The organism is Janthinobacterium foliorum, assembly GCF_978021625.1.
Window position 1 is genome coordinate 922,431 of record NZ_CDXDQE010000001.1, and the last position, 19,937, is coordinate 942,367.

Below are 19,937 nucleotides of genomic sequence, written 5' to 3' on the forward strand. Positions count from 1 at the left end.
TCAGGACAGGCGCGCGGCGCCGAAGCGCAGCACGCCCGCCAGCAGCGCGTCGATATCCTCGGCGCGCGTGCGGTGATTGACGATGGCGGCGCGGATGGCCAGCCGCCCGGCGATGGTGGTGGTCGATGGCGCGGCGATGCCCGATTCGTGCAGGTCGGCGACGATCTCGCCGTTGAAGGCGTCGCTGTCGCCACGGGCCTTGCCAAGATGACGGAAACAGACGATGTTCAAGGTCACGGGCGCCAGCAGTTCCAGCTGCGGCGTGGCGGCGATCCGTTCGGCCAGGTAGCGCGCCAGCGCGCAGGTGTGGGCGATGGCCGCGCCCATGCGCTCGGCGCCGTGCACCTTGAAGGTAAACCAGGTTTTCAGGGCGCGGAAGCCGCGCGACAGGTCCGGGCCGAAATCGCAGGGCCAGGGCGAGCCGCCCGCCAGTCCCCGCGCTTCGCGCCGCAGATACGCGGCCGGCGCGGCAAACGCCGCCATGTGGCGCGCGCCGTCGCGCACCAGCAGGAAGCCCGCGTCATAGGGCACCTGCCCCCATTTGTGAAAATCGAACGCCAGCGAATCGGCCCGTTCGATGCCGGCCAGCAGGGGCGCGACCTGGGGCGAGAGCATGCCCAGCGCGCCATACGCGCCATCGACGTGGAACCACAGCTGCTCCTGCGCGGCCAATGCCGCCAGCGAGGATAAATCGTCGATGGCGCCCGTGTCCACGGTGCCGGCCGTGCCGGCGATGAAGAAGGGCCGCAGGCCCGCCGCGCGGTCGGCGGCGACCGCCTGCGCCAGCGCCGTGATGTCGATCTGCTGCCGTTCATTGACGGCGATGCGGCGCAAGGCGGCCGTGCCCAGGCCGGACAAATCCATGGCCTGCGCGATGCAGCCATGCGCCGCGGCCGAGGTGTACGCCACCAGCGGCGCGCCCTGCAAGCCATCCTGGCGGGCCGCCGCGCCCAGCGCCTGCGTGCGCGCCACCAGCACGCCCATCAGGTTGGCCATCGAGGTGCCCGTGACGAAGACGCCGCTGGCCGTGTCGGGAAAGCGGAACAGTTCCGCCATCCAGCGCCCGATCTGGCGCTCCACTTCCACGGGCATCTGGTTGCGCCCGCCCACGTTCGCATTCAGTCCCGCCGCCAGCATCTCGGCCAGCATGCCGACGGGCGTGCCGCCGCCATGCACCCAGCCCATGAAGCCGGGATGCACATTGCCGACGGCGTAGGGCAGCACGTCGCGCAGGAAACTGGCGTGGGCCTCGCCCAGGTCTCCGGGCGCGCGCGGCAGCGGCTGCGCAAATTGCGCGCGGGCGCTGTCCGGCGCCGCCTGCCACACGGGCCGCTGGCGGATCTGCTGCGCATAGTCGAGCATGTCGTCGAGCATCCGGTGGCTTTGCGCGCGGAACGCGTCCCAGTCGTGCGGATCGAGGGAGTCGGGGTCGGGTGGCAGCATGGTCGTGTCGGATGGGGAGATCGCCGATTATCGCACCGGCGCGCGCGGACGGGGCGTAATTTGCGCCGTTTTACGGCGGCAGCCGTTCAAGCGCCGCCTGGAAGGCGGGCGCCAGCGCGCCATTCAGGCGGCCCTGCGCGTCGGTGATGTGCATGCGCGCCAGCCACGCCTCGAATTCGGGCGCCGCGCGCAGGCCCAGCACGCGGCGCGCATACAGGGCGTCGTGAAAGGAGGTGCTCTGGTAGCCCAGCATGATGTCGTCCGCGCCCGGCACGCCCATGATGAAATTGCATCCTGCCACGCCGAGCATGGTCAGCAAGGCATCCATGTCATCCTGGTCCGCTTCCGCGTGGTTGGTGTAGCACACGTCGCAGCCCATGGGCAGTCCCAGCAGCTTGGCGCAGAAATGGTCTTCCAGCCCGGCGCGCATGATCTGCTTGCCGTCGTACAGGTATTCGGGACCGATGAAGCCGACGACGGAATTGACCAGCAGCGGCTGGTAGGCGCGCGCCACCGCGTACGCGCGCGCCTCGCACGTCTGCTGGTCCATGCCATGGTGGGCGCCGGCCGACAGCGCGCTGCCCTGCCCCGTCTCGAAATACATGACGTTCCGGCCCACGGTACCGCGCCCCAGCGACAGGGCCGCCGCCTGGCCCTCGGCCAGCAGGGACAAGTCGATGCCAAAGCTGCGGTTGGCCGCCTCGGTGCCCGCCACCGACTGGAACACCAGGTCGACGGGCGCGCCGCGGCGGATGGCTTCCATGGTATTGGTGATGTGCGTGAGCACGCACGACTGCGTGGGTATCCGGTACTGCTCGATGACAGCGTCGAGCAGGTGCAGCAACGACACCACTTGCGCCACGTTGTCGGTGGCGGGATTGATGCCGATGACGGCGTCGCCGCTGCCCAGCATCAGGCCATCGAGGATGGAGGCGGCGATGCCGGTGGCGTCGTCCGTGGGGTGGTTCGGCTGCAGCCGCGTCGACAAGCGGTTTTCCAGGCCCAGGGTATTGCGGAAAGCCGTGACGACCTTGCACTTGCGGGCCACCAGCACCAGGTCCTGCAGGCGCATCAGCTTGGAGACGGCAGCCGCCATTTCCGGCGTGATGCCGGCGGCCACCTGCGACAGCATCGCCGCATCCGTCGCGTCGTCCAGCAGCCAGTCGCGGAAATCGCCCACGCACAGGTGAGCAATCGGCGCAAAGGCGGCGCGCTCGTGGCTGTCCATGATCAGGCGCGTGACTTCATCGTCTTCATACGGCACCAGCGCCTCATTGAGAAAGGTCAATAAGGGCACGTCCGCCAGCGCCAGCTGCGCCGCCACCCGCTCCTGCGCGCTGGCGGCGGCCACGCCGGCCAGCACGTCGCCCGAACGGGGCGGCGACGCTGTCGCCAGCAGCGCCTTCAGGCTGGCGAAGAGATAAGTATGGCTGGCGATCGTATGGCTGAAGCGGGGCATGGTTCGGTTCCTCCCATGCCCCATTCTACGCCAGGCTACAGGCTGCGCAGCGCCCCTTCCAGTTGCGGATAGCGGAAGACAAAACCGTCGGCCAGCAGGCGGCGCGGCGCCACGCGCTGGCCTTCCACCAGCAATTCCGCCTGCTCGCCCAGCAAGGCGCGCATGATCCACGCCGGCGTGGGCAGGAAGCAAGGCCGCTGCAGCACGGCGCCCGCCACCTGGGCGAAGCGGCGCTGCTGAACCGCTTCCGGCGCGCAGAAATTGTAGGCGCCGCTGACGCTGCCCTCTTCGCTGCGGCGCGCCAGGTGCGCGACGCCGCGGATCACGTCGCGCACATGCACCCACGTGAGCCACTGCTTGCCGCTGCCGAGCGGACCGCCCGCGCCGAAGCGGATCGGCAGCAGCATCTGCGGCAGCGAACCCTGGTGGCCGAAGACGAGGCCGAAGCGCATGCAGCCCACCTGCACGCCGTACCGTTCCGCCTGGCGCGCGGCGGCCTCCCATTCCTGGCACAGCTGCGACATGAAGATGGCTTGCGGCGCGCTGTCTTCATCCAGTTCCGTCGCATCGCCCTGCGCCTGCACGCCGTAGTAGCCGATGGCCGACGCCGACAGCAGCACCCTCGGCTTGTGCTGCGCGCGGGCGATCCACGCCACCAGCTCCTGCGTCAGCGCCACCCGGCTGCGGCGCAGGGCCGCCTTGCGCGCCGCCGTCCAGCGCCGCCCGACGATGCGCGCGCCGGCCAGGTTGACCACCATGTCGATGCGCTGCGCATCCGCGATGTCGCCAAACGACGCGATGCAGCGCACCTGGCCGTTAAACGTCCATGCGGCCTGCTTCGCCTGGCGCGTCAGCACCGTCACCGCGTGGCCGTCGGCCAGCAAGGCGGCCACCAGCTGCTGGCCGATGAAGCCCGTGGCGCCCGTCACCAGCACGGACTGCGGCGTGCTGGCGAACTGCAGATCCTCCGTCTCCTTTTCCTCCATCTCCTGGCGCCGTCCCAACTGCCACACGGCATACGCGTCGCGCAGGCCGGACAGGCCCACGCCCGCGCCGCACAGGGCGAGGAAGACGCTGAGCCAGCCATACGGCTGCCACACGAGCGCCGTGGGCAAGCTGGCCCACTCGCTGCTGTTCAGGGCCAGCAGCGCGATGAAGGCGCCCGCGTTAATCGCCAGCACCGTGTGCGTGACGCGCTCCGTGGCGGGCAGGAGGCGGGTCTGGTCTTCGACGACGAAGTCCCACAGGGTCAGCACGATTTCCACGCCAAACACGATGACCAGTACCCAGGCCCAGGCGCCATGCCATTCCCACGCGGCCAGGCCGACGAACAGCAGGCTGTAGATCAGGGCGCGCGTGGCGTGGATGGTCAGTTCCAGCCTTGCCGAGGCCTTTTGCGGCAGCGCCTCGGTGATTTCATGGTGGTAGATGGTGTCGAAGGCGCCCAGGCAGCCTTGCGCCGCCATCAGTTGCAGGGCCAGCAGATGCGTATTCATGGTGTCTCCTTGTGATGCTCCGGCGCGGCGCTCTCGCGGAACACGCCCGCCTGTGTAAACGTGGTGCCGAACAGCGCGTGGCGGATCTCGATGCGGATGTTGAATTGCTGTGGTGTTTCATTGCGGTGGCACAAGTAGGTCTTGCCGGGCGTGAGCACGCCGGGCAGCGGCAGGCGCCAGCCGAAGATATCGAGAAAATAGCCATCGCTGGTGAAGTGCAGGTTGCCCCCTTCCACGTGCAGCAGCAGCTTCATGCCCAGTCCCATGCCCACGTATTCGAGCACCTCGCCCTGCGGGCTTTCGGCCATGTAGGAGGTGAAGCGGATCGGGGCGCGTCCGTGCAGGCGGTAGGTGCGCTGCTTGAAGATGAAGGGACAGCCGGGGCGCGAATAGACTTCGATATCCACGGGAAAATCCGCGTCGTCGTACGGGATCAGGGCGCCATCGATGAAGGGGCGCGTCAGCCAGCCGAGGACTTTCCCCAGGCGCGAGCTGGAAAGCTCGGTGAGCTCGCCCCGGTAGTACAGGGGCCGGCCCGGCGCGGGATTTTTCTCGAAGCGGCGGCGGATGTCCGGGTGCAGGGTCTGCCACTGCGCGCCCATCACCTTCTTGAACAGCTCTCCTTCCGATGGCCCGTTCATGATTTGCCCGGCTTTTTCGGTTTTGCCGGCTTGTCGTCCGGGCTGAGGAACTTGGCCACCTTGCCGCCCATCGACAGCATGCGCTGCAGGGTCGCCGGCGGCAGGTTTTTATAGTCGCTGTAGGTACTGCTGAGCATTTCCAGGAAGGCCAGCACTTCGCCCATGCGCTCCAGGGTTTCTGGTGGAATGGCCGCATCCTGCTCGCCCTCGATGGCGCATTCGCGCAGGACCGTCAGGGTGGGATCGATCTCGCGGCGCTTGCGCTCCTCCATGATGACCCTGAAGATTTCCCACACATCCTGCAGGGCCACGAAATGGTCGCGCCGGTCTCCCATCACGTGCGTGATGCGCGCCAGACCCCAGCTTTGCAATTCCTTCAGGCTGTTGCTGACGTTGGAGCGGGCCACGTTCAGGCTGGCCGCGATATCTTCCGCCGTCAAGGGTTCGTTGGCCAGGAACAGCAGCGCGTGGATCTGCGCCACCGTGCGGTTGACGCCCCAGCGGGTACCCATTTCGCCCCAGTGCAGAATATACTTTTGCGTGGTTGGACTCAGAACGCCTACCATAATCTACTCCGCGTCGCGCTTTGCGGTCTGCGATGCCCACTGTGCTCAAGCACAGCTGCGCTTCCCGGCCACAAATCACTGCCGCTCGCTACGGTTCTGTCAGGCGTTCTTGATTTCATGAATTTCTCTCATTTCTGTCGTTACAGAAATGTAAGGCGGAACAGAATCCGCGTCAAGCGCGATTCGTCAGGATTGTACCGGCGGCTGGCCCATGGCGCGCAGGAAGGCTTGCTGCGAGGCGTGCAGCTGGCCATAGCCCAGTTCGCGGTACGCGAGGCCGTGGCGCGGCGCCAGTTCGGCGATGATGGACGCCAGCGCCGGATAATGGCGGTGGTTCCAGGTAGGGAACAGGTGGTGCGTCAGGTGCAGGTTCAGGCCGCCCAGCCAGTAGCCGAGCCAGCGCAGGGCGCGCGGCTGCGGCGTCCAGTCGCAGGCCGTGTAAAACGTGTGCTGGTACCAGTCGTGCGGCAGGGTGCCGTCCGGCCCTGGCTGGAAGAATTCCACTTCGGCCCAGTGCGTGCCGAGGATCAGCGCCACCAGCACGCACGACGCGATCATCTGCCCGAGGAAATACGCGCCCAGCACCACGCCCCAGCCTATGCCGTGCTGCTGCAGCACCCACATGGGCAGCGCCAGCACCAGCGCCACGTGACCCAGCTTCCAGCCCAGGAACGAGAGCCAGCCGCGCCAGCCCTGCAGGCGGCTGTGCGCGGCCACGGGGGTCTTGCCGAAGCGGTCCAGCCAGTCGCCATACCAGTTCAGGTAGGGCAGCGACAGGGCCGCCACCACGGGCCAGTACAGGTATTGGTAGCGGTACTGGGGCGACCAGGCCTGGTACGGCGTCTGGCGCAAAAAGGGATTCGGCTCCGTGTCCAAGTCATAGCCTTCCACGTTGGCATAGGTATGGTGAAAGTGCACGTGGCGGATGGTCCAGAAATCCGTGTCCACGCCCACGGGCAGACTCACCAGGCGGATCAGCACACGGTTCAGCCAGCCGTTGCGGAAGACGGCACCGTGGGCCGCGTCGTGCAGGGTATTCATGGCCAGCGCCATGGCCGTGACCAGGCAGGCCACATAGCTGGCGACAAAGCCCGGCGTACCATCGGAATTCAAGGCCAGCACATACAGTCCCACCGCCAGCACGGCGAGGAACACGGCCTTGCAATGCATGCGCGCATCGCCAAAGCGGTGCCGGCCCTCGCCCGCCAGGTAGGCATCGGCCCGTTCGCGCAGTGCGCGGCGGAAGGCGGAATCGCGGGCAGGCTGGAAACGCAGCGGCGGCAGCGAAGGTACAGGCTGCGTCACGCGCGCCTTCCCGCCAAGGCGGGCCACCACAGGCGGCGCGCACCATCGAGGCCATGCGCCAGCAGCGCGCCCAGGAAGACCATGCCCCAGATATCGCGCGCGCCATACCAGCCCAGGAAGAGCAGCGGCATGGCCAGCGCGATGGCCACCCAGGCGATGGCGCCCCAGCGGCGCGCATCCGACAGGCCGCCCAGCGCCAGGGTGCCGCCGAAGATCAGCGCGAACAGGATGGCTTGCTGCGCGCCGGCCAGCGCCGCCTCGTGATTGACGTAATAGATCACCAGGCCAAACAGGATGACGCCGCCGATGCCGATGAACAGCTCGGGCACGTGGAAAGCGCCGCGCGACTGCCAGTGGGGAAAGCGGGCGCGCAGCCAGGAAAACAGTTTGCCGTTGCTGGCCAGCAGGGGATTGTGCGTTGCTGTCATGCCCTTCACGCCGTAGCGCATTTCCACGCCCTCGAGTTCCGGCTGGAAGCTGCCGAACAGCTTGTCCCACAGCAGCAGGGTGCCGCCGAAATTGCGGTTGATGTAACGCTTGTCCGTGCCGTGGTGCACGCGGTGGTGCGACGGCGTGACCATGAAGCGATCGAGGATGCCGGACTTGTTGACCAGCGCATTGTGGTTGTAGAACTGCACCGTGTAATGCAGCGACGAGACAACGAGGAAGATTTCCAGCGGCACGCCCAGCACGGCGAGGATGGCGATGAAGGGGAAATTCGTCAGCGATGAATACCAGGAATTGCGCACGCCCAGCGACAGGTTGAAATGCTCGCCCTGGTGGTGCACCACGTGCACGGCCCACAGCAGGGGAATCTTGTGGTGCAGCCGGTGCATCCAGTAAAAGCACAGGTCCCAGGCGAAAAAGGCGAAGACCCATTGCGCGGCCACGGGCCACTGGTCGACGATGTGCAGGTTCACATGCCGCAGCAGCAGGGCAAACGCGGCCACTTCCACGCCGCGGAACACCCACATCAGAATGTGTCCGGAATTGAGGTTGAAGATGACGTCTTTCCACGGCACGGGCGTCTGCCGCACCCACTTGAGGATCAGCAGTTCGGCCAGCACGAAGGCCAGCATGATCAGGAAAGACAGGGCAAAAGGATTCATCATGATGCGGTTTCAGTGGAAATGGCACGGCGCGATGCCCAGAATACGCGCATTTTGGCCAGCATGCCGCCCGCAACGCCAACAAACAGGCCGGCCGCCAGGTCGATGCTCACGTGCCGGCGCAGGGCGATGATGGCGTAGCAGATGCTGATCCCCAGCAGCACGGCCAGCGCGGAGCGCACCCGGTAGCGCCGGTCGCACAAGGCCCACACGCACAGCAGGGTCAGGGCGCCATGCAGCGACGGCAAACAGTTTTGTGTGGAATCGGCTGCCTGCAGCATGCGCAGCGCCTGCGTGCTCCAGGCGCTGCCCTCGGCCACGGGTGGATACGCCAGGGTCGTGGGATACAGCAGGAAGACCACGCCGCACATGAGGGCGGACAAGGCCATGGCGCGCGCCAGCCAGCGCACGCGCGCCGCATCGGCCGCCAGGTAGGCGCAGGGAATCAGGATGAAGAAGGACAGATACAGCCAGATGGCGCCATCGCTGTAGGCAATGGCGCGGTCGATGGCCGTCTCCGGCAGCAGTACCCCCTGCCCTTGCAGCAGATCGCTGGAAAAGTACACGAGGCCGACGCTGCCCCAGCCGGCCAGCAAATGCAGCAGGCGGCAGCGTACAGTCATGGAAGTAGCATTCATGCGGTGGCAAGGCGCCGGATGCGGCGCCGTTTCATGGTGGGGTCAAAAGGAGGCAAGTCGCCGCTCACCGTCCAGGCCAGGCTGTCGACGGCCACGCCCAGGCCGCGCAGCACGGTTGCCAGGTGCGCGCGCAGGGCCGCCAGGCCCGCGGCATCCACGGCCGCGTGCAGCTGCAAGGCGTTGCCGCCCGACTGCAGCAGGCGGTAATCGGCGTCCGGCGGCAAGGCTTGCGCGAAGGCCCGCGTCAGCACGTCGGCAAAGACGGCGACGGGTGCGCCGCCGTTCGCCGACGGCAAGGATGGCAAGAGCAGCATGTCGTCGCAGCGCCCTTCGATGCCGTCGATGGCGCGCGTGGCGCGGCCGCACGGGCATGGCGTGGCGCGCGCGAGCAGGATATCGTCCAGGCGGTAGCGCACGATGGGCTGCGTGATGCGCGTGAAGTCCGTAATCACGGGCACGAAGCGACGCTGCTCCCCATCGAGCCACTGCGGCTCGACGTGCACGTATTCCTCGTTCAAGTGCAGCACGCCGTGTTCGCAGCTGCTGGCGAGGAAACCCTCCGTGGCCTGGTAGATTTCATGCACCGCGCCAAACGCCTGCACGATCAGGGCGCGGTCCTGCGCTTCCAGCACTTCGGCCACCGAAATGACCTTTTTCGGCGCCAGCGCCAGGCTGCCATCGATCACGCGCAGGGCCAGCTGGCGCAGCACCTGCGCCGGCGCGACGATCACGGAAGGCTGATACTGCGCCAGCTGCGCGCATAGCGTGTCGAAGGGCTGGAACAGATCGTAAAACGCAAAGGTCAGCCAGGGCGAGCGCACGGCCGTGTACAGATTGCTGTTCGCGCGCAGGAACAGCGCCACCTTTTCGCCGGAAAACAGGCCATCGGGTAGGGCCTTGGCCAGCATCACGCCCGCCCATTGCGCCTTTTCGCGGGGGCTGACGGTAAACACGGCGCGCCGCGACGAGGTACCCGACGACAGGCCCACGGTGATGTCGCCCACGGCCGGCGTGAAGTCGCGGCTATGTTCGGCCGCCATGGCCGCCTCCATCGCCTGCGCCAAAGTCACCCCCTCGGTGTTCATGGCGTCGAAATGCTCGAGCATCAGCGCCTTGTTCATCGTCGGCCACTGCGCCAAAGGCAGCTTGCGGTACGGCGCAAAGTAGCGGCTGCGCGCACACAGCACATCGAGGAAGCGCGCCAGCTGCCGCTGCTGATGGCTTTCCAGCCGCGCGCGCTCCGTAAAACGCAAACGGCGCGTGCGCCAGTACGACAGCAGCAGCCAGACGATACGCTTCACGGGCGGCCCGCCACGGCGACGTAATCAACGCTGTCTTCATGCGTGATGCGGATCTGCGCATTGCCCGAGCGGTGCAGCTGGTGCAGGCGCTTCAGGGTGGCATAGTACGGCGCGCGCTTGTGCTGGATGATGAAGGACAGTTCCGACGGGCCGCGCAGCTGCTGGAAGCTTTCCGGCACCCAGGCCGCGTCGGACGCCAGCAGGGTCCAGCCGCCATCCTGCAGCACGAAGGCGCCGATATGGCCAATGGCGTGGCCGGGCAGGTCGACGATGTAGATCTCGCCCGTGCCGCTGACGTCGCGCCCGTGCGTGAATGGCAGCAGGGCGGCCGGCAAGGCCGTTTCGGGCACGCTTTCCACAAAACCCAATCGATCCGAAATATCGTTAGGCAGCAGTTCGGGGACGAAGGCCTGGCGCACGGCGGCCACCCCGGACAGGCCGCGCACGGCGTCCCAGCCCGTCTTGGAGGCCATCAGCCGCGCGCCGGGAAAGTCGCGCATGCCGGCGATATGGTCGGCATGGAAGTGCGACAGCAGCAGGGTGTGGATGTCGCCCGGCGCCACGCCATGCGCGCGCAACTGCCCGTGCAGGGATTCGCTGTCGTCGAAGGCAATCGGCGTCACCCACGCGTACAGGCGGTACACGCCTTTCGAAGTGGCGGCGCGGAAGTGCTCCGCATAACCGGTATCCCACAGGTACAGGCCCGCTCGCGTCGCTATCAGATAGGCGCGCGAGGGGAAGCAGCGGCTGGCCAGCCCGCTGCCTTTCAGGACCATGCACGACGGGTGGGTACAGTGGCCGACGCGAAACGCGGTGATGCTAGCCATTGCGCTCCCTGCCTACCTTGTGCGCGGCCGCTTCCTGGCGCAGCCACTGCGCCGTCAGGGCGATGCCCTCCTGCAGGCTGACGACGGGACGATAGCCGAGCACCTTGCGCGCCTTGGCGCCGTCGAGCGTCATGTCGAAACTGAGCGCGCCAATGCTGTAGGGCGTGAGCGCCGGTTCGCGGCGCGTCAGGCGCGAGGCGAACTGCATCAGGCGCGCGGCCAGCGCCAGCACGCGGTACGGCACGCTGACGATCTGGAACGGCTGCTGCAGGTGCTCGCAGAACAGGGTGCGCAGGATGTCGCACAGGCGCGCCGGTTCGCCATTCGTGATGTTGAAGGCGGCGCCCGAGGCGATGGTCTTGTGCACGGTGGCCAGCCACATCGCATGCACGACGTTATCCACGTAGGTGATGTCGATGGTGGCCGCGCCGCCATTGGGCAGCGGCAGCTTGCCGCCGCGCTGCTGCAGCACGCGGGCCAGGCGCGGGATCAGCACCTGGTCGTGCGGGCCGAAGATGGCGCGCGGGCGCAGGATCACGCACGTCATGCCGCGGTGGCGGTCGGCGCAATCCTGCACCAGCTTTTCCGCCATGGCTTTGGAACGCGCATAGGCGTTGACAAAGGCGTCCGGGCGGAAGGTTTCCGGCACCTCGTAGCGGTTGCGGTAGTCGAAATAGATGGCCGGCGTGGAGATGTGCACGAAGCGCGCCACGTGCATGCTGGCCGCCGCGCGCAGCAGCTGGCCCGTGGCCGTGACATTGGCGGCGATGAAGTCGCGCTCGGCCCCCCATGGCGACGACAGCGCGGCGCAGTGCCAGACCGTGTCCATGCCGCGCACCAGTTCATCGACCTGGCGTGGCGTGGCCTGCGCCAGGTCGAGCGCCACGAACTGCGCGCCCATGCGTTCCAGTTCGCGGCCCACGGCGGCGTTGCGGCCGGTGGCGCGCACTTCCACGCCCTGCGCCAGCAGGGTGCGCACGGCATTGCGCCCCAGCCCGCCCGTCGCTCCCGTGACCAGTATCCGCCTCATCGCCCCACCTTCACAGATCAAGAATCATGCCGCCGATGGTCAGGCCGGCGGCCGTGCCCATCATCAGCAAGCGCTGGCCGGCCACGGCCCGCCCCGTCATCACCGCCTCGTGCAGGGCCGTGGGCAAGGATGCGGCCACCTGGTTGCCATGCGTTTCAAAGATCTTGATGATTTTAGCATCGGGGACGTCGAGGATGCGCGCCGCATGCGCGAGGCCCAGCGGGCTGGCCTGGTGCGGCACGACCACGTCGACCCGCTCCAGGCCGGCGCCCGATTCGGCCATCAATTCCGCGAGGAAATCCGGCATCACCTTGACGGCCAGGCGGAACACGGCCTTGCCATCCATGCGGAACAGGTAGTCGCCCGGCGCGCAGCCATTGCGCGGATTGCGCTCGGTGCCGCCGCCGCGGATTTCGCAATAGCGCCGGCCTTCCGGATACGTGCCCATCTTGTAGGCGCGGATGCCGGCGCTGCCGTCGCCCTGCTCGACGATGACGGCGGCGGCGCCGTCGCCAAAGATCATCGACGCTTCCGGCTCGCTCCAGTCGACGCCGCGCGAGGCCAGGTCCGCCGAGACGATGGCGATGCGCCGGTAGGCGCCGCCCGCCAGCATCGAGGCGGCCACGCGGAAGGCGGCCATGAAACTGAGGCAGCTGGCGTTGACGTCGAAGCTTTGCGTGCCGGGTGGCAAGCCGGCGTGTTCCGCGACAAAACACGCCGTGTTCGGCAAGGCCTGCTCGGGCACGCCGCAGGCGCAGATCAGCAAGTCGATGTCGGCCGGGCGCAGGCTGGCATTCTTCAGCGCGTCCAGCAGGGCGGCGGCGCCCAGCTGGCTTTGCGATTCATCGGGCGCGGCGACAAAGCGCGACAGCACGCCGCTCTTGCGCAAGGTATAGCCGGGCGGGTGGCCCAGTTTCAGGTCCAGGCTTGCGGAAGTCACGCTATGCGAGGGCACGGCTTTGCCCGTCGCGATCAGGCGAACTGGAATCATGTCGGCCTTAAAAAAGTAAAGTAAAAACGGTTAACGTGGTCAGTCGAGTACCAAGGGCGGCAAGGTGACGCCGCAGTTCTTGCAGAAATTGGCATCGTCATCGAGGCCTTCCTTCAGGCACGTGGGACAGGTGCGCGTCGTAACCAGCTTGGAGCTGCGCTGTACCGTCATTTCGGCGCTGATAATGCCGGTCGGCACTGCCAGGATGCCCCAGCCAAGCAGCATCATCAGGGAAGCGATGGTGCGCCCGATGTCGGTGCGCGGCGTGATATCGCCGAATCCCACCGTGGTCATGGTGCTGATGGCCCAGTATATCGAGGTGGGGATACTGCTGAAACCGTTATCTGGCCCTTCCACGACATACATCACAGTGCCGAGCAGAAAGACCACCATCATGACGAACGACAAAAAGATGAGAATCTTGCGCCGGCTGGCCAGCAAGGCCCGGCCCAGCACCGTGTATTCATGCACGTAGGACGTGAGCTTGAGGATACGGAACATGCGCAGCAGGCGCAAAATACGCACGTCGATCAGCACGTGCGCGCCCGGCAGCAGCAAGCCGATATAGGTCGGCACGATGGCCAGCAAGTCGATAATGCCGAAGAAACTCTTGGCGTAGCGCACGGGGTGCTGCAGGCAAGACAGGCGCGCGAAATACTCGGCGGTAAACAGGATGGTGAAAAACCATTCCAGCGCCGTCAGCCAGGTGCCGTAGCGCGCGGCCACGGAAGCGACGCTGCTGAGCACGACCACCGTCACGCTCATCAGGATGGCGCCGATCAATACCAGGTCGAAGGCACGGCCAGTGCGCGTTTCCGCCTCGAAAATGACGGTATAGACTTTCTCGCGCCAGCCCCGCTCGGGCTTGCCATATTTCTGCTGCGTTTCTTGCGCGGCAATTTGCTGCGGCGTCAAGGGTGCCGCAGCGCTCTTTGTCGCGGCCTTCATGTGGGTAGTCTGTTCGGTAGTTTGCTCATACACTTATTATTGTATAGATAATTTGCCGCACACGGCGGCACGCTGCGCGCCGGACTAAGGCGCCTTCTTCGCCAGCAGCACGGCATTGCGCCGGTCGCGCTCGGCCTGCACGACATCGAACGCGCGCGCCTCGCTCAAGCCCGCCGTCTGCAGCACGGTGGCCGTCAGCTGCAGCGCCGCTTCCAGCGCCTCGGGCACGACGAGGGTGGCGCCCGCCTGTATCAGGGCCACCGCATGCGCCTCGTCGCGGGCGCGCGCATACACGGGCAGCTGCGGATATTCGCGGCGGATCGATTTCACGGCATGCAGCACGGAAGCCGCGTGGTCCATGGTCAGCACCACGGCGGCGGCCCGGTCTGCATTGACCTTTTGCAACAGTTCCGCGCGCGACGCATCGCCGAAATACACGGGAAAGCCGCGCGGATGCAGGGTCGTCACCAGGCGCGCATCATTTTCAATCGCGACATACGCGATATCCTGTTCCGTCAGCACCTTGGCCAGCAACTGTCCCACGCGGCCAAAACCGGCGATGATGACCGTGCTGCCCTGCGGCGGACGGGCGCCTTCGGCCAGGTCGGCCAGCTGGTGGTGGTGGCGCTTTTCCCACCAGTTGCCGAAAGCGCGCGCCGCCTTCGCCAGCGCCGGCGTGGCAAACAGGCTCAGGCCCACCACCAGCATGACGAACTGCGCCACGTCGGGGCCGATCAGTTTGGTACCCAGCGCATAGGCGACGACGATGAAGGCGAATTCGCCCCCCTGCCCCAGCAGCACGCCCGTTTCCACGGCGCGCCCCCAGTGGAAGCCGCCGATGCGGAAGATCACGCTGATGACCAGGGTTTTCAGGAAAAACAGGCTCAGCACGGCCAGGGGAATCAAAATCGGCGACTTGAGGATTTCGCGCACATCGATCTGCATGCCCACCGACATGAAGAACAAGCCCATCAGCAAGCCCTTGAACGGCTCGATCGTCACTTCCACTTCATGGCGGAATTCCGTTTCCGCCAGCAGCAGGCCGGCCAGCAAGGCGCCCAGCGCCATCGACAGGCCCGCCAGATAGGTCAGGCCCGCGATGCCCAGGGTGCTGAGCAGGGTCAGGGCCATGAAGACGTCGGGCTGGTGCTTCTTGACGAAAAACTGGAACAGGGGGCGGATGACGCGGCGCCCCAGCAGATAGATCAGCAGGATGGCGCCGGCCGATTTCACGGCCGCAAAGCTGAGCAGGTACGCCAGGTCGTCGCTGCGCCCGCTGGCGAACACGTCGATCAGGATGAACAGCGGCACCACCATCAGATCCTGGAACATCAGGATGGAAAAGCCCGCCTGGCCGGCCGGAGTCTGCAGGGAACGCTGGTCCGTGAGCAACTGCATCACGACGGCCGTGGACGACAGCGACAGCACCAGTCCCAGCACGATGGACGCTTCCAGCGACAGGCCGAAGTAATACGCCACGCCGCCGATCAGGCAGGCGCTGACGGCCACCTGCCCCACGCCCGCGCCAAATACCCAGCGGCGCAGCGCCCACAGCCGTTCCGTCGACAGTTCCAGGCCGATCATGAACATCAAAAACATCACGCCCAGCTCGGCCAGGCCGCTGACCTGCTCCGCGCGAACGAAGGAGAAATACGTCAGCCACGTGAAGTCGCCGGCCCACAGGCCGAAGCCAAACGGGCCGAACAAGGCGCCGACGGCGAGAAAGCCCAGCACCTGGTTGACTCTCAGGCGTTGCAATAGCGGAATGAAAATTCCGGCCAGGGCGAGAAACAGCAGGGTTTCTCGCAAATAGGGTAGCGCGTGCTGCTCTTCCAAAATAATCCTAACTTAATGACACTCATGCCGAATTGGCAATTGTCGCATGCGCGGCCGCGGCGAAGTAAGTGCGCACGCGATATTTTTTGCCACAAGGCAACATTTTCGCTATTTGCCACCCTCTTTCGGCACTGCCAGCATGTCGGCGCGGGGGCGGTCCCAGCCCGGCACATAGGCGGGACACGGCCGCGCGCGGAACTGTTGCAGTTCGACGGTCGTGAAATTGGGCAGCATGTCCGGGTTGAAACGCACATCCGTCAGCTTGTCCGCATTCAATCTGGGCATGCGGGCAAAGCGGAACCAGGCGTCGGCATAGCAATTGTCCTCTTGCAAGGCACGCAGGGCGGCCAGGCTGCCCGCCGCCTGCGCTGCCACGGCGATGCCGGGCGCCAGTTGCTGGCCTTGCTTACCCGTTTCCACCAGGCCGGCCGGGCAGGCGGCGGGCGCCAGCGACTCGGGCAGCAGGCTCAGGGTGCCGCGCCGCAAGGTGTACACGTCCGTCTTGCTGTCGAGCGAGACATAGATCCAGCACAGCGGGTTGCTGGGAAACGCCGTCATCGCCACGTCCCACACGCGCGTGCCCGGGTCCAGCCGCTGCACGGCCGCCTCGATGCGCGTGCGGCCCAAAGCCGACGCCACGCCCTGCGTGCCGATGAAGGTGGCGGCCAGCGCGAAGGCCAGCAGCAATGGGCCGCGCCCCCGCTCGCCGGCGCGCCCTTGCAGCACGCCCAGCCACACGCCCAGCGCCAGCAGCACGGCCAGGGAGGCGGGCGCCAGATAGGTTTTATAGGTAAAGAAACACAGGGCCGCCGCCAGGGCCGCCAGCAGCACGCTTTTGACGATGCCCGAACGCAAGGACATCAGCACGGGCACGCCCAGCAAGACCCAGAACATGGGCTCGACAATGAAGACCATGTCGCCATACAGCCAGCGGCTGTTGAACGGATAGAACGGGTGCAAGCCATAGGAATTGAGAAAATCCATGCCCATGTGCAGGCAAAAACCCAGCAGCAGGCAAGCCGCCAGGCCCAGGCGCGCGGGCACGCTCTCCTTCAACAGGCGGCGCGCGCCGGGCCACAGCAGCCACAGCATGGCCAGCAACAGCAGCGCCTGCGGCAAGGCCAGCAGCAAGGTGTGCGTGTGGCCCCGGTGGTGCAGCATGTAGCCGAACGGACGCGGCAACAACCTGGTCAGCACCAGGTCCAGGTCGGGCGCGTTGCTGGCAAACCATGCCGTAAATAAAAACAGCGCACGCCGGGTGCGCTGTGCGGGGGCTTGCGGCTCGGGCGGCAGGCTGCGGTGTACCAGTTCGCCGAGCCCGAGGCCGATGACCGAATGCGTAATATTATCCATCGGGCAATTTTACAGGATGGCCGCCCGGCGTGGTCTCCCCGCTACAGTGCTTCCAGGTGCTCGCCGCGCATGCCCACCAGCAAGGCACGGCCATCGGGCAGCACGCGGAACTCGCCATAGCGGGCCTTTTCCCAGCGCGCCGCCTCGCCTTCCTTGAAGAACCAGGCATCGCTGACGAGCACCCAGCTGCCATTCTTCGGCGTCAGCTCGAGCAGGAATTCTCCCGGCGCCAGGGCTTCTTTGGTGTACGGGCGCAGCAGCTCCGCCACGCCGCGCGCATCGCGCCTGGCCACCACGAGGGGGCGGCCAGGCGCATTTTCCACGCTGGCCAGGGTGCTCAGGACGCCGAGATTGACGAAATTGAGGCGCATGAAATCGCCCTGCATCAGCGAGCGGGGATCGACGGGTTCCAGCGCCACGAACACGGCTTCGCCCTTGGCGATCAGCTGCTCTTTTTGCCAGATGCCGCCGTTGGCGACCAGCAGCACCAGCAGCAGGCCCGCCAGCACGCCCAGGCGAACCTGGCGGTTTTGCGCGGCCACGGCCACCGGCTTGCTTTCCACCAGGTGCAGCACCTTGCCGCGCGTGGCCAGCCACGCCAGCGCGCACAGGATCGCGCCAGCCACGGCCAGCAGCGCCGCCTTGCTGGCCAGCGGCCAGGCCAGCTGGTAATAAAAACTGCCGATGATCCACGCCGCCGCCAGCGCGGCCGCCACGGCCACGCGCGTGCGCCCGCTCGTCAGGCAATACGCGAGGATGAGCAGCACGGGGCCCAGTGCCGGCATGAACCAGGACAGCACGACCAGCACCAGCGCCACGCCGATGGCGGGCAGCTGGCGCAATGCCGGCCAGCGCCAGCCCGTCCAGATGGCGGCCGCCACGGCCAGCACGAGCGACACCCCGTTCAACGCCTGCGCATACCAGGCGGCCCCCTGGCGCCGGGTCACTTCGCGCGTCACTTCGCCGACAAAGCCGCCGCCCACGCTGGCGCCCAGCATGAAGGTCATGCCGGACCAGAAGACCAGGCCCAGCAGCACGGCCAGCACCCAGCCCGTCAACAGCGATTCGAGGAAGGCGGCGATGGGCGCCCCGCGACCATCATTGAAGGCCTGTTTTTGCAGCCAGTGCACGCCCAGCCACAGTGCCAGGGCCAGCATCCAGGCCAGATACAGCTGCGTGGGATCATTCTCGAAAATCCAGTCGCGCCCGCTGTCCACGATCCCCAGCGCCAGCAAGCCGCAGGCGACCACGCCCAGCAGCACGCGCAGCCAGTCGCGCGGCAAGGCAGCGGCCACCACCAGGCACGCCGCACATAGCAGCAGGGACGCCATCTGCGCCGGGCAATCGCGGAACAGCGCATAGCCGAGCAAGCCGCCGCCCACCAGCAGGCAGGGCACGGCCAGCTGCTCGACAAACAGCGCCACGCCGCGCATGCGGATCAGCAGCACGGCCACCGCCAGCACGATGGCGGCCACGACATACGCGGTTGCACCGTGGCGCAGGATGCTTTCCAGACCCATAGCCAGCGCCACGAAGAGGGGGAAGGCCGCCAGCCAGGCGCCGAAGGCCGTCATCAGCACCAGCGGCCACGGCCGGACATCCTGCTCGGGCCGGACGGCGCCGGGCGGCAATAAACCGGCCCGCGTGGCATCGTCGATCAGGGTATCGAGCGCATTGTTGCGCTGGGTATTTACGCCGCTCATGCCGCCTCCTGGCGCGTGCGCCACAGGATGCCTTGCACGGTCAGCGCCAGCAGCACGGCGGCGAGCAGGCCCAGGAGAACCATCTTGCTCATCTCACCGCCGCCACTGTTAAACAGCGAGTGCGCCAGTCCGCCCACCAACAGGGTATTGAGGCCCAACGCCACGGCGCTGAGGCCAAACACGTCAAAGAATTTCCTGGTTGATAACAATACGCCGGCGACGGCCAGCAGGGCCAGCCCCGCCCAGTACGGCGACGCGATATCGCTGCCGAACAGGGCGCTCACGGCCGTGCCCGTGATGAGGATGGTGAGCAACACCAGGCCCAGGCGCAAGGCCCAGCTGCCCGCGCCCGTCCAGCGCGCCAGCAGGGGCGAGACCAGGGCGCAGGCCAGCAGCATGGCCAGCCAGCCGGCCAGATACACGGGGAAATCGTCCGATTCCACATGCCAGCTGTGGCGCGCATGCGCCTGCATCCACAGGGTGGCGCCCGTCGAAAAAATCAGCACCCACGGCGTCCACAGCACGTCGCTGCGCGCTGCCAGGCACAGCGGCAGAGCCAGCGCGGCCCACAGGGCGAACAGCTGCCACGGATCGGCGCCCGTCTGGTAGGTCTGGCCGAAATACGCGAACAGCCCGCCGATGGCCAGCAAGGCCAGCAGCAGCAACGGCACCCTCGCCTTCGGCGCAGCGAACGCGCCCAGACAGGCGGCCGCCAGCACGCCTTGCAGCACGGCAAAGCGGCCCATGCGGCCCAGGTCTTCCCAGTTGGCGGCCACCCAGAAAATCAGCCCCATGCCCAGCAGCGCGGCCCCCAGCACGGCCACGCCGCGCGGCAGCCAGTAGGCCAGGCGCGCCGGTTCGCGCTGGAAGCCGGCCACTTCCTGTAACTGCCGGGTTTGTTGGGCATCGAGCGCATGGGCCGAGGCGAGCTGGTATACGGCGAGGCGTAAATCCATCGTCTGCTTTCGTGGTGATCCGATGATAGCGGCGTAAAAAGTCAGCGCTCGACGCTGACGCCGCGCCAGAAGGCGACGTGGCCGGCAATTTGCTTGGCGGCATCCTTGGGCTGGGGGTAATACCAGGCCGCGTTGGCGTTAACCTGGCCATCGACGACGAGGTCGTAATAGCTGGCCGTGCCCTTCCAGGGGCAGACGGTGGTGTGGCTGCTGGGACGCAGATATGCCTGCTGCACGGCAGACAGGGGGAAATACACATTGTTTTCGACGAGTTCTACTTGTTCGTCGGTGGCTTGCGCGATGACGGCGCCATTCCAGCTGGCTGTTGGCATTTG

Annotated in this window: 18 protein-coding genes; all 18 read right to left on the bottom strand. The window is 66.6% G+C overall.

Features of this window, described 5'->3' with window-relative positions:
* Positions 1 to 1,443: a pyridoxal phosphate-dependent decarboxylase family protein gene (locus tag ACZ92H_RS04165; RefSeq protein ID WP_465047928.1), complete on the bottom strand. Its 1,443-nt coding sequence runs from the start codon at positions 1,441 to 1,443 to the stop codon at positions 1 to 3.
* 70 nt (positions 1,444 to 1,513) lie between these two features.
* Positions 1,514 to 2,902, bottom strand: a complete 1,389-nt coding sequence (locus ACZ92H_RS04170) for an ethanolamine ammonia-lyase subunit EutB (protein WP_465047927.1) — start codon at positions 2,900 to 2,902, stop codon at positions 1,514 to 1,516.
* 35 nt (positions 2,903 to 2,937) lie between these two features.
* Positions 2,938 to 4,398 carry a TIGR01777 family oxidoreductase gene (locus ACZ92H_RS04175; RefSeq protein ID WP_465047926.1) on the bottom strand — a complete coding sequence of 487 codons (1,461 nt, stop codon included), beginning with the start codon at positions 4,396 to 4,398 and terminating at the stop codon, positions 2,938 to 2,940.
* Positions 4,395 to 5,039 (bottom strand): DUF4166 domain-containing protein, encoded by a 645-nt coding sequence (locus tag ACZ92H_RS04180; protein ID WP_465047925.1) that lies wholly within the window; start codon positions 5,037 to 5,039, stop codon positions 4,395 to 4,397. Before ACZ92H_RS04180 ends, ACZ92H_RS04175 begins: the two co-directional genes overlap by 4 nt.
* Positions 5,036 to 5,551, bottom strand: coding sequence for a GbsR/MarR family transcriptional regulator (locus ACZ92H_RS04185; protein ID WP_131372193.1), 516 nt, complete (start codon positions 5,549 to 5,551; stop codon positions 5,036 to 5,038). The genes ACZ92H_RS04180 and ACZ92H_RS04185 overlap by 4 nt, the downstream gene beginning before the upstream one ends.
* Positions 5,552 to 5,791: 240 nt before the next feature.
* A complete protein-coding gene (locus ACZ92H_RS04190; protein ID WP_465047924.1) occupies positions 5,792 to 6,910 on the bottom strand; it encodes a fatty acid desaturase family protein in 1,119 nt (372 codons plus the stop codon).
* Positions 6,907 to 8,022, bottom strand: coding sequence for a sterol desaturase family protein (locus ACZ92H_RS04195; RefSeq protein ID WP_465047923.1), 1,116 nt, complete (start codon positions 8,020 to 8,022; stop codon positions 6,907 to 6,909). The genes ACZ92H_RS04190 and ACZ92H_RS04195 overlap by 4 nt, the downstream gene beginning before the upstream one ends.
* The gene (locus ACZ92H_RS04200) at positions 8,019 to 8,642 is read right to left on the bottom strand and encodes a phosphatase PAP2 family protein (RefSeq protein WP_465047922.1); all 624 of its coding nucleotides are present in this window, start codon (positions 8,640 to 8,642) and stop codon (positions 8,019 to 8,021) included. Before ACZ92H_RS04200 ends, ACZ92H_RS04195 begins: the two co-directional genes overlap by 4 nt.
* 11 nt (positions 8,643 to 8,653) lie before the next feature.
* Positions 8,654 to 9,958, bottom strand: a complete 1,305-nt coding sequence (locus tag ACZ92H_RS04205) for a F390 synthetase-related protein (protein ID WP_465047921.1) — start codon at positions 9,956 to 9,958, stop codon at positions 8,654 to 8,656.
* Positions 9,955 to 10,785 (bottom strand): MBL fold metallo-hydrolase, encoded by an 831-nt coding sequence (locus ACZ92H_RS04210; protein WP_465047920.1) that lies wholly within the window; start codon positions 10,783 to 10,785, stop codon positions 9,955 to 9,957. The genes ACZ92H_RS04205 and ACZ92H_RS04210 overlap by 4 nt, the downstream gene beginning before the upstream one ends.
* A complete protein-coding gene (locus tag ACZ92H_RS04215) occupies positions 10,778 to 11,815 on the bottom strand; it encodes an NAD-dependent epimerase/dehydratase family protein (RefSeq protein WP_131372203.1) in 1,038 nt (345 codons plus the stop codon). The genes ACZ92H_RS04210 and ACZ92H_RS04215 overlap by 8 nt, the downstream gene beginning before the upstream one ends.
* 10 nt (positions 11,816 to 11,825) lie before the next feature.
* The gene (locus tag ACZ92H_RS04220) at positions 11,826 to 12,806 is read right to left on the bottom strand and encodes a 3-oxoacyl-[acyl-carrier-protein] synthase III C-terminal domain-containing protein (protein WP_465047919.1); all 981 of its coding nucleotides are present in this window, start codon (positions 12,804 to 12,806) and stop codon (positions 11,826 to 11,828) included.
* A 39-nt stretch (positions 12,807 to 12,845) separates the two neighbouring features.
* On the bottom strand, positions 12,846 to 13,754 hold the full coding sequence (locus ACZ92H_RS04225) for an ion transporter (protein ID WP_465047918.1): 909 nt from the start codon (positions 13,752 to 13,754) through the stop codon (positions 12,846 to 12,848).
* Between the two features lie 84 nt (positions 13,755 to 13,838).
* Positions 13,839 to 15,590: a cation:proton antiporter domain-containing protein gene (locus ACZ92H_RS04230; protein WP_465047917.1), complete on the bottom strand. Its 1,752-nt coding sequence runs from the start codon at positions 15,588 to 15,590 to the stop codon at positions 13,839 to 13,841.
* A gap of 108 nt (positions 15,591 to 15,698) precedes the next feature.
* Entirely contained in the window at positions 15,699 to 16,943 is a 1,245-nt protein-coding gene (locus tag ACZ92H_RS04235) for a metal-dependent hydrolase (RefSeq protein ID WP_465047916.1), read from the bottom strand.
* Between the two features lie 41 nt (positions 16,944 to 16,984).
* Positions 16,985 to 18,646: a GDYXXLXY domain-containing protein gene (locus tag ACZ92H_RS04240; RefSeq protein ID WP_465047915.1), complete on the bottom strand. Its 1,662-nt coding sequence runs from the start codon at positions 18,644 to 18,646 to the stop codon at positions 16,985 to 16,987.
* Complete coding sequence (locus ACZ92H_RS04245) at positions 18,643 to 19,602, bottom strand: DUF2157 domain-containing protein (RefSeq protein WP_465047914.1); 960 nt, start codon at positions 19,600 to 19,602, stop codon at positions 18,643 to 18,645. Before ACZ92H_RS04245 ends, ACZ92H_RS04240 begins: the two co-directional genes overlap by 4 nt.
* A 41-nt stretch (positions 19,603 to 19,643) precedes the next feature.
* Positions 19,644 to 19,934: a DUF427 domain-containing protein gene (locus ACZ92H_RS04250; protein WP_131372216.1), complete on the bottom strand. Its 291-nt coding sequence runs from the start codon at positions 19,932 to 19,934 to the stop codon at positions 19,644 to 19,646.
* Positions 19,935 to 19,937: the final 3 nt, after the last annotated feature.

Bases quoted from the DNA above. Each gene is read 5' to 3' on its own strand.
- ACZ92H_RS04165 (WP_465047928.1), bottom strand. From the start codon at position 1,443: ATGCTGCCACCCGACCCCGACTCCCTCGATCCGCACGACTGGGACGCG.
- ACZ92H_RS04170 (WP_465047927.1), bottom strand. From the start codon at position 2,902: ATGCCCCGCTTCAGCCATACGATCGCCAGCCATACTTATCTCTTCGCC.
- ACZ92H_RS04175 (WP_465047926.1), bottom strand. From the start codon at position 4,398: ATGAATACGCATCTGCTGGCCCTGCAACTGATGGCGGCGCAAGGCTGC.
- ACZ92H_RS04180 (WP_465047925.1), bottom strand. From the start codon at position 5,039: ATGAACGGGCCATCGGAAGGAGAGCTGTTCAAGAAGGTGATGGGCGCG.
- ACZ92H_RS04185 (WP_131372193.1), bottom strand. From the start codon at position 5,551: ATGGGTACCCGCTGGGGCGTCAACCGCACGGTGGCGCAGATCCACGCG.
- ACZ92H_RS04195 (WP_465047923.1), bottom strand. From the start codon at position 8,022: ATGATGAATCCTTTTGCCCTGTCTTTCCTGATCATGCTGGCCTTCGTG.
- ACZ92H_RS04200 (WP_465047922.1), bottom strand. From the start codon at position 8,642: ATGACTGTACGCTGCCGCCTGCTGCATTTGCTGGCCGGCTGGGGCAGC.
- ACZ92H_RS04210 (WP_465047920.1), bottom strand. From the start codon at position 10,785: ATGGCTAGCATCACCGCGTTTCGCGTCGGCCACTGTACCCACCCGTCG.
- ACZ92H_RS04215 (WP_131372203.1), bottom strand. From the start codon at position 11,815: ATGAGGCGGATACTGGTCACGGGAGCGACGGGCGGGCTGGGGCGCAAT.
- ACZ92H_RS04220 (WP_465047919.1), bottom strand. From the start codon at position 12,806: ATGATTCCAGTTCGCCTGATCGCGACGGGCAAAGCCGTGCCCTCGCAT.
- ACZ92H_RS04225 (WP_465047918.1), bottom strand. From the start codon at position 13,754: ATGAAGGCCGCGACAAAGAGCGCTGCGGCACCCTTGACGCCGCAGCAA.
- ACZ92H_RS04235 (WP_465047916.1), bottom strand. From the start codon at position 16,943: ATGGATAATATTACGCATTCGGTCATCGGCCTCGGGCTCGGCGAACTG.
- ACZ92H_RS04240 (WP_465047915.1), bottom strand. From the start codon at position 18,646: ATGAGCGGCGTAAATACCCAGCGCAACAATGCGCTCGATACCCTGATC.
- ACZ92H_RS04245 (WP_465047914.1), bottom strand. From the start codon at position 19,602: ATGGATTTACGCCTCGCCGTATACCAGCTCGCCTCGGCCCATGCGCTC.
- ACZ92H_RS04250 (WP_131372216.1), bottom strand. From the start codon at position 19,934: ATGCCAACAGCCAGCTGGAATGGCGCCGTCATCGCGCAAGCCACCGAC.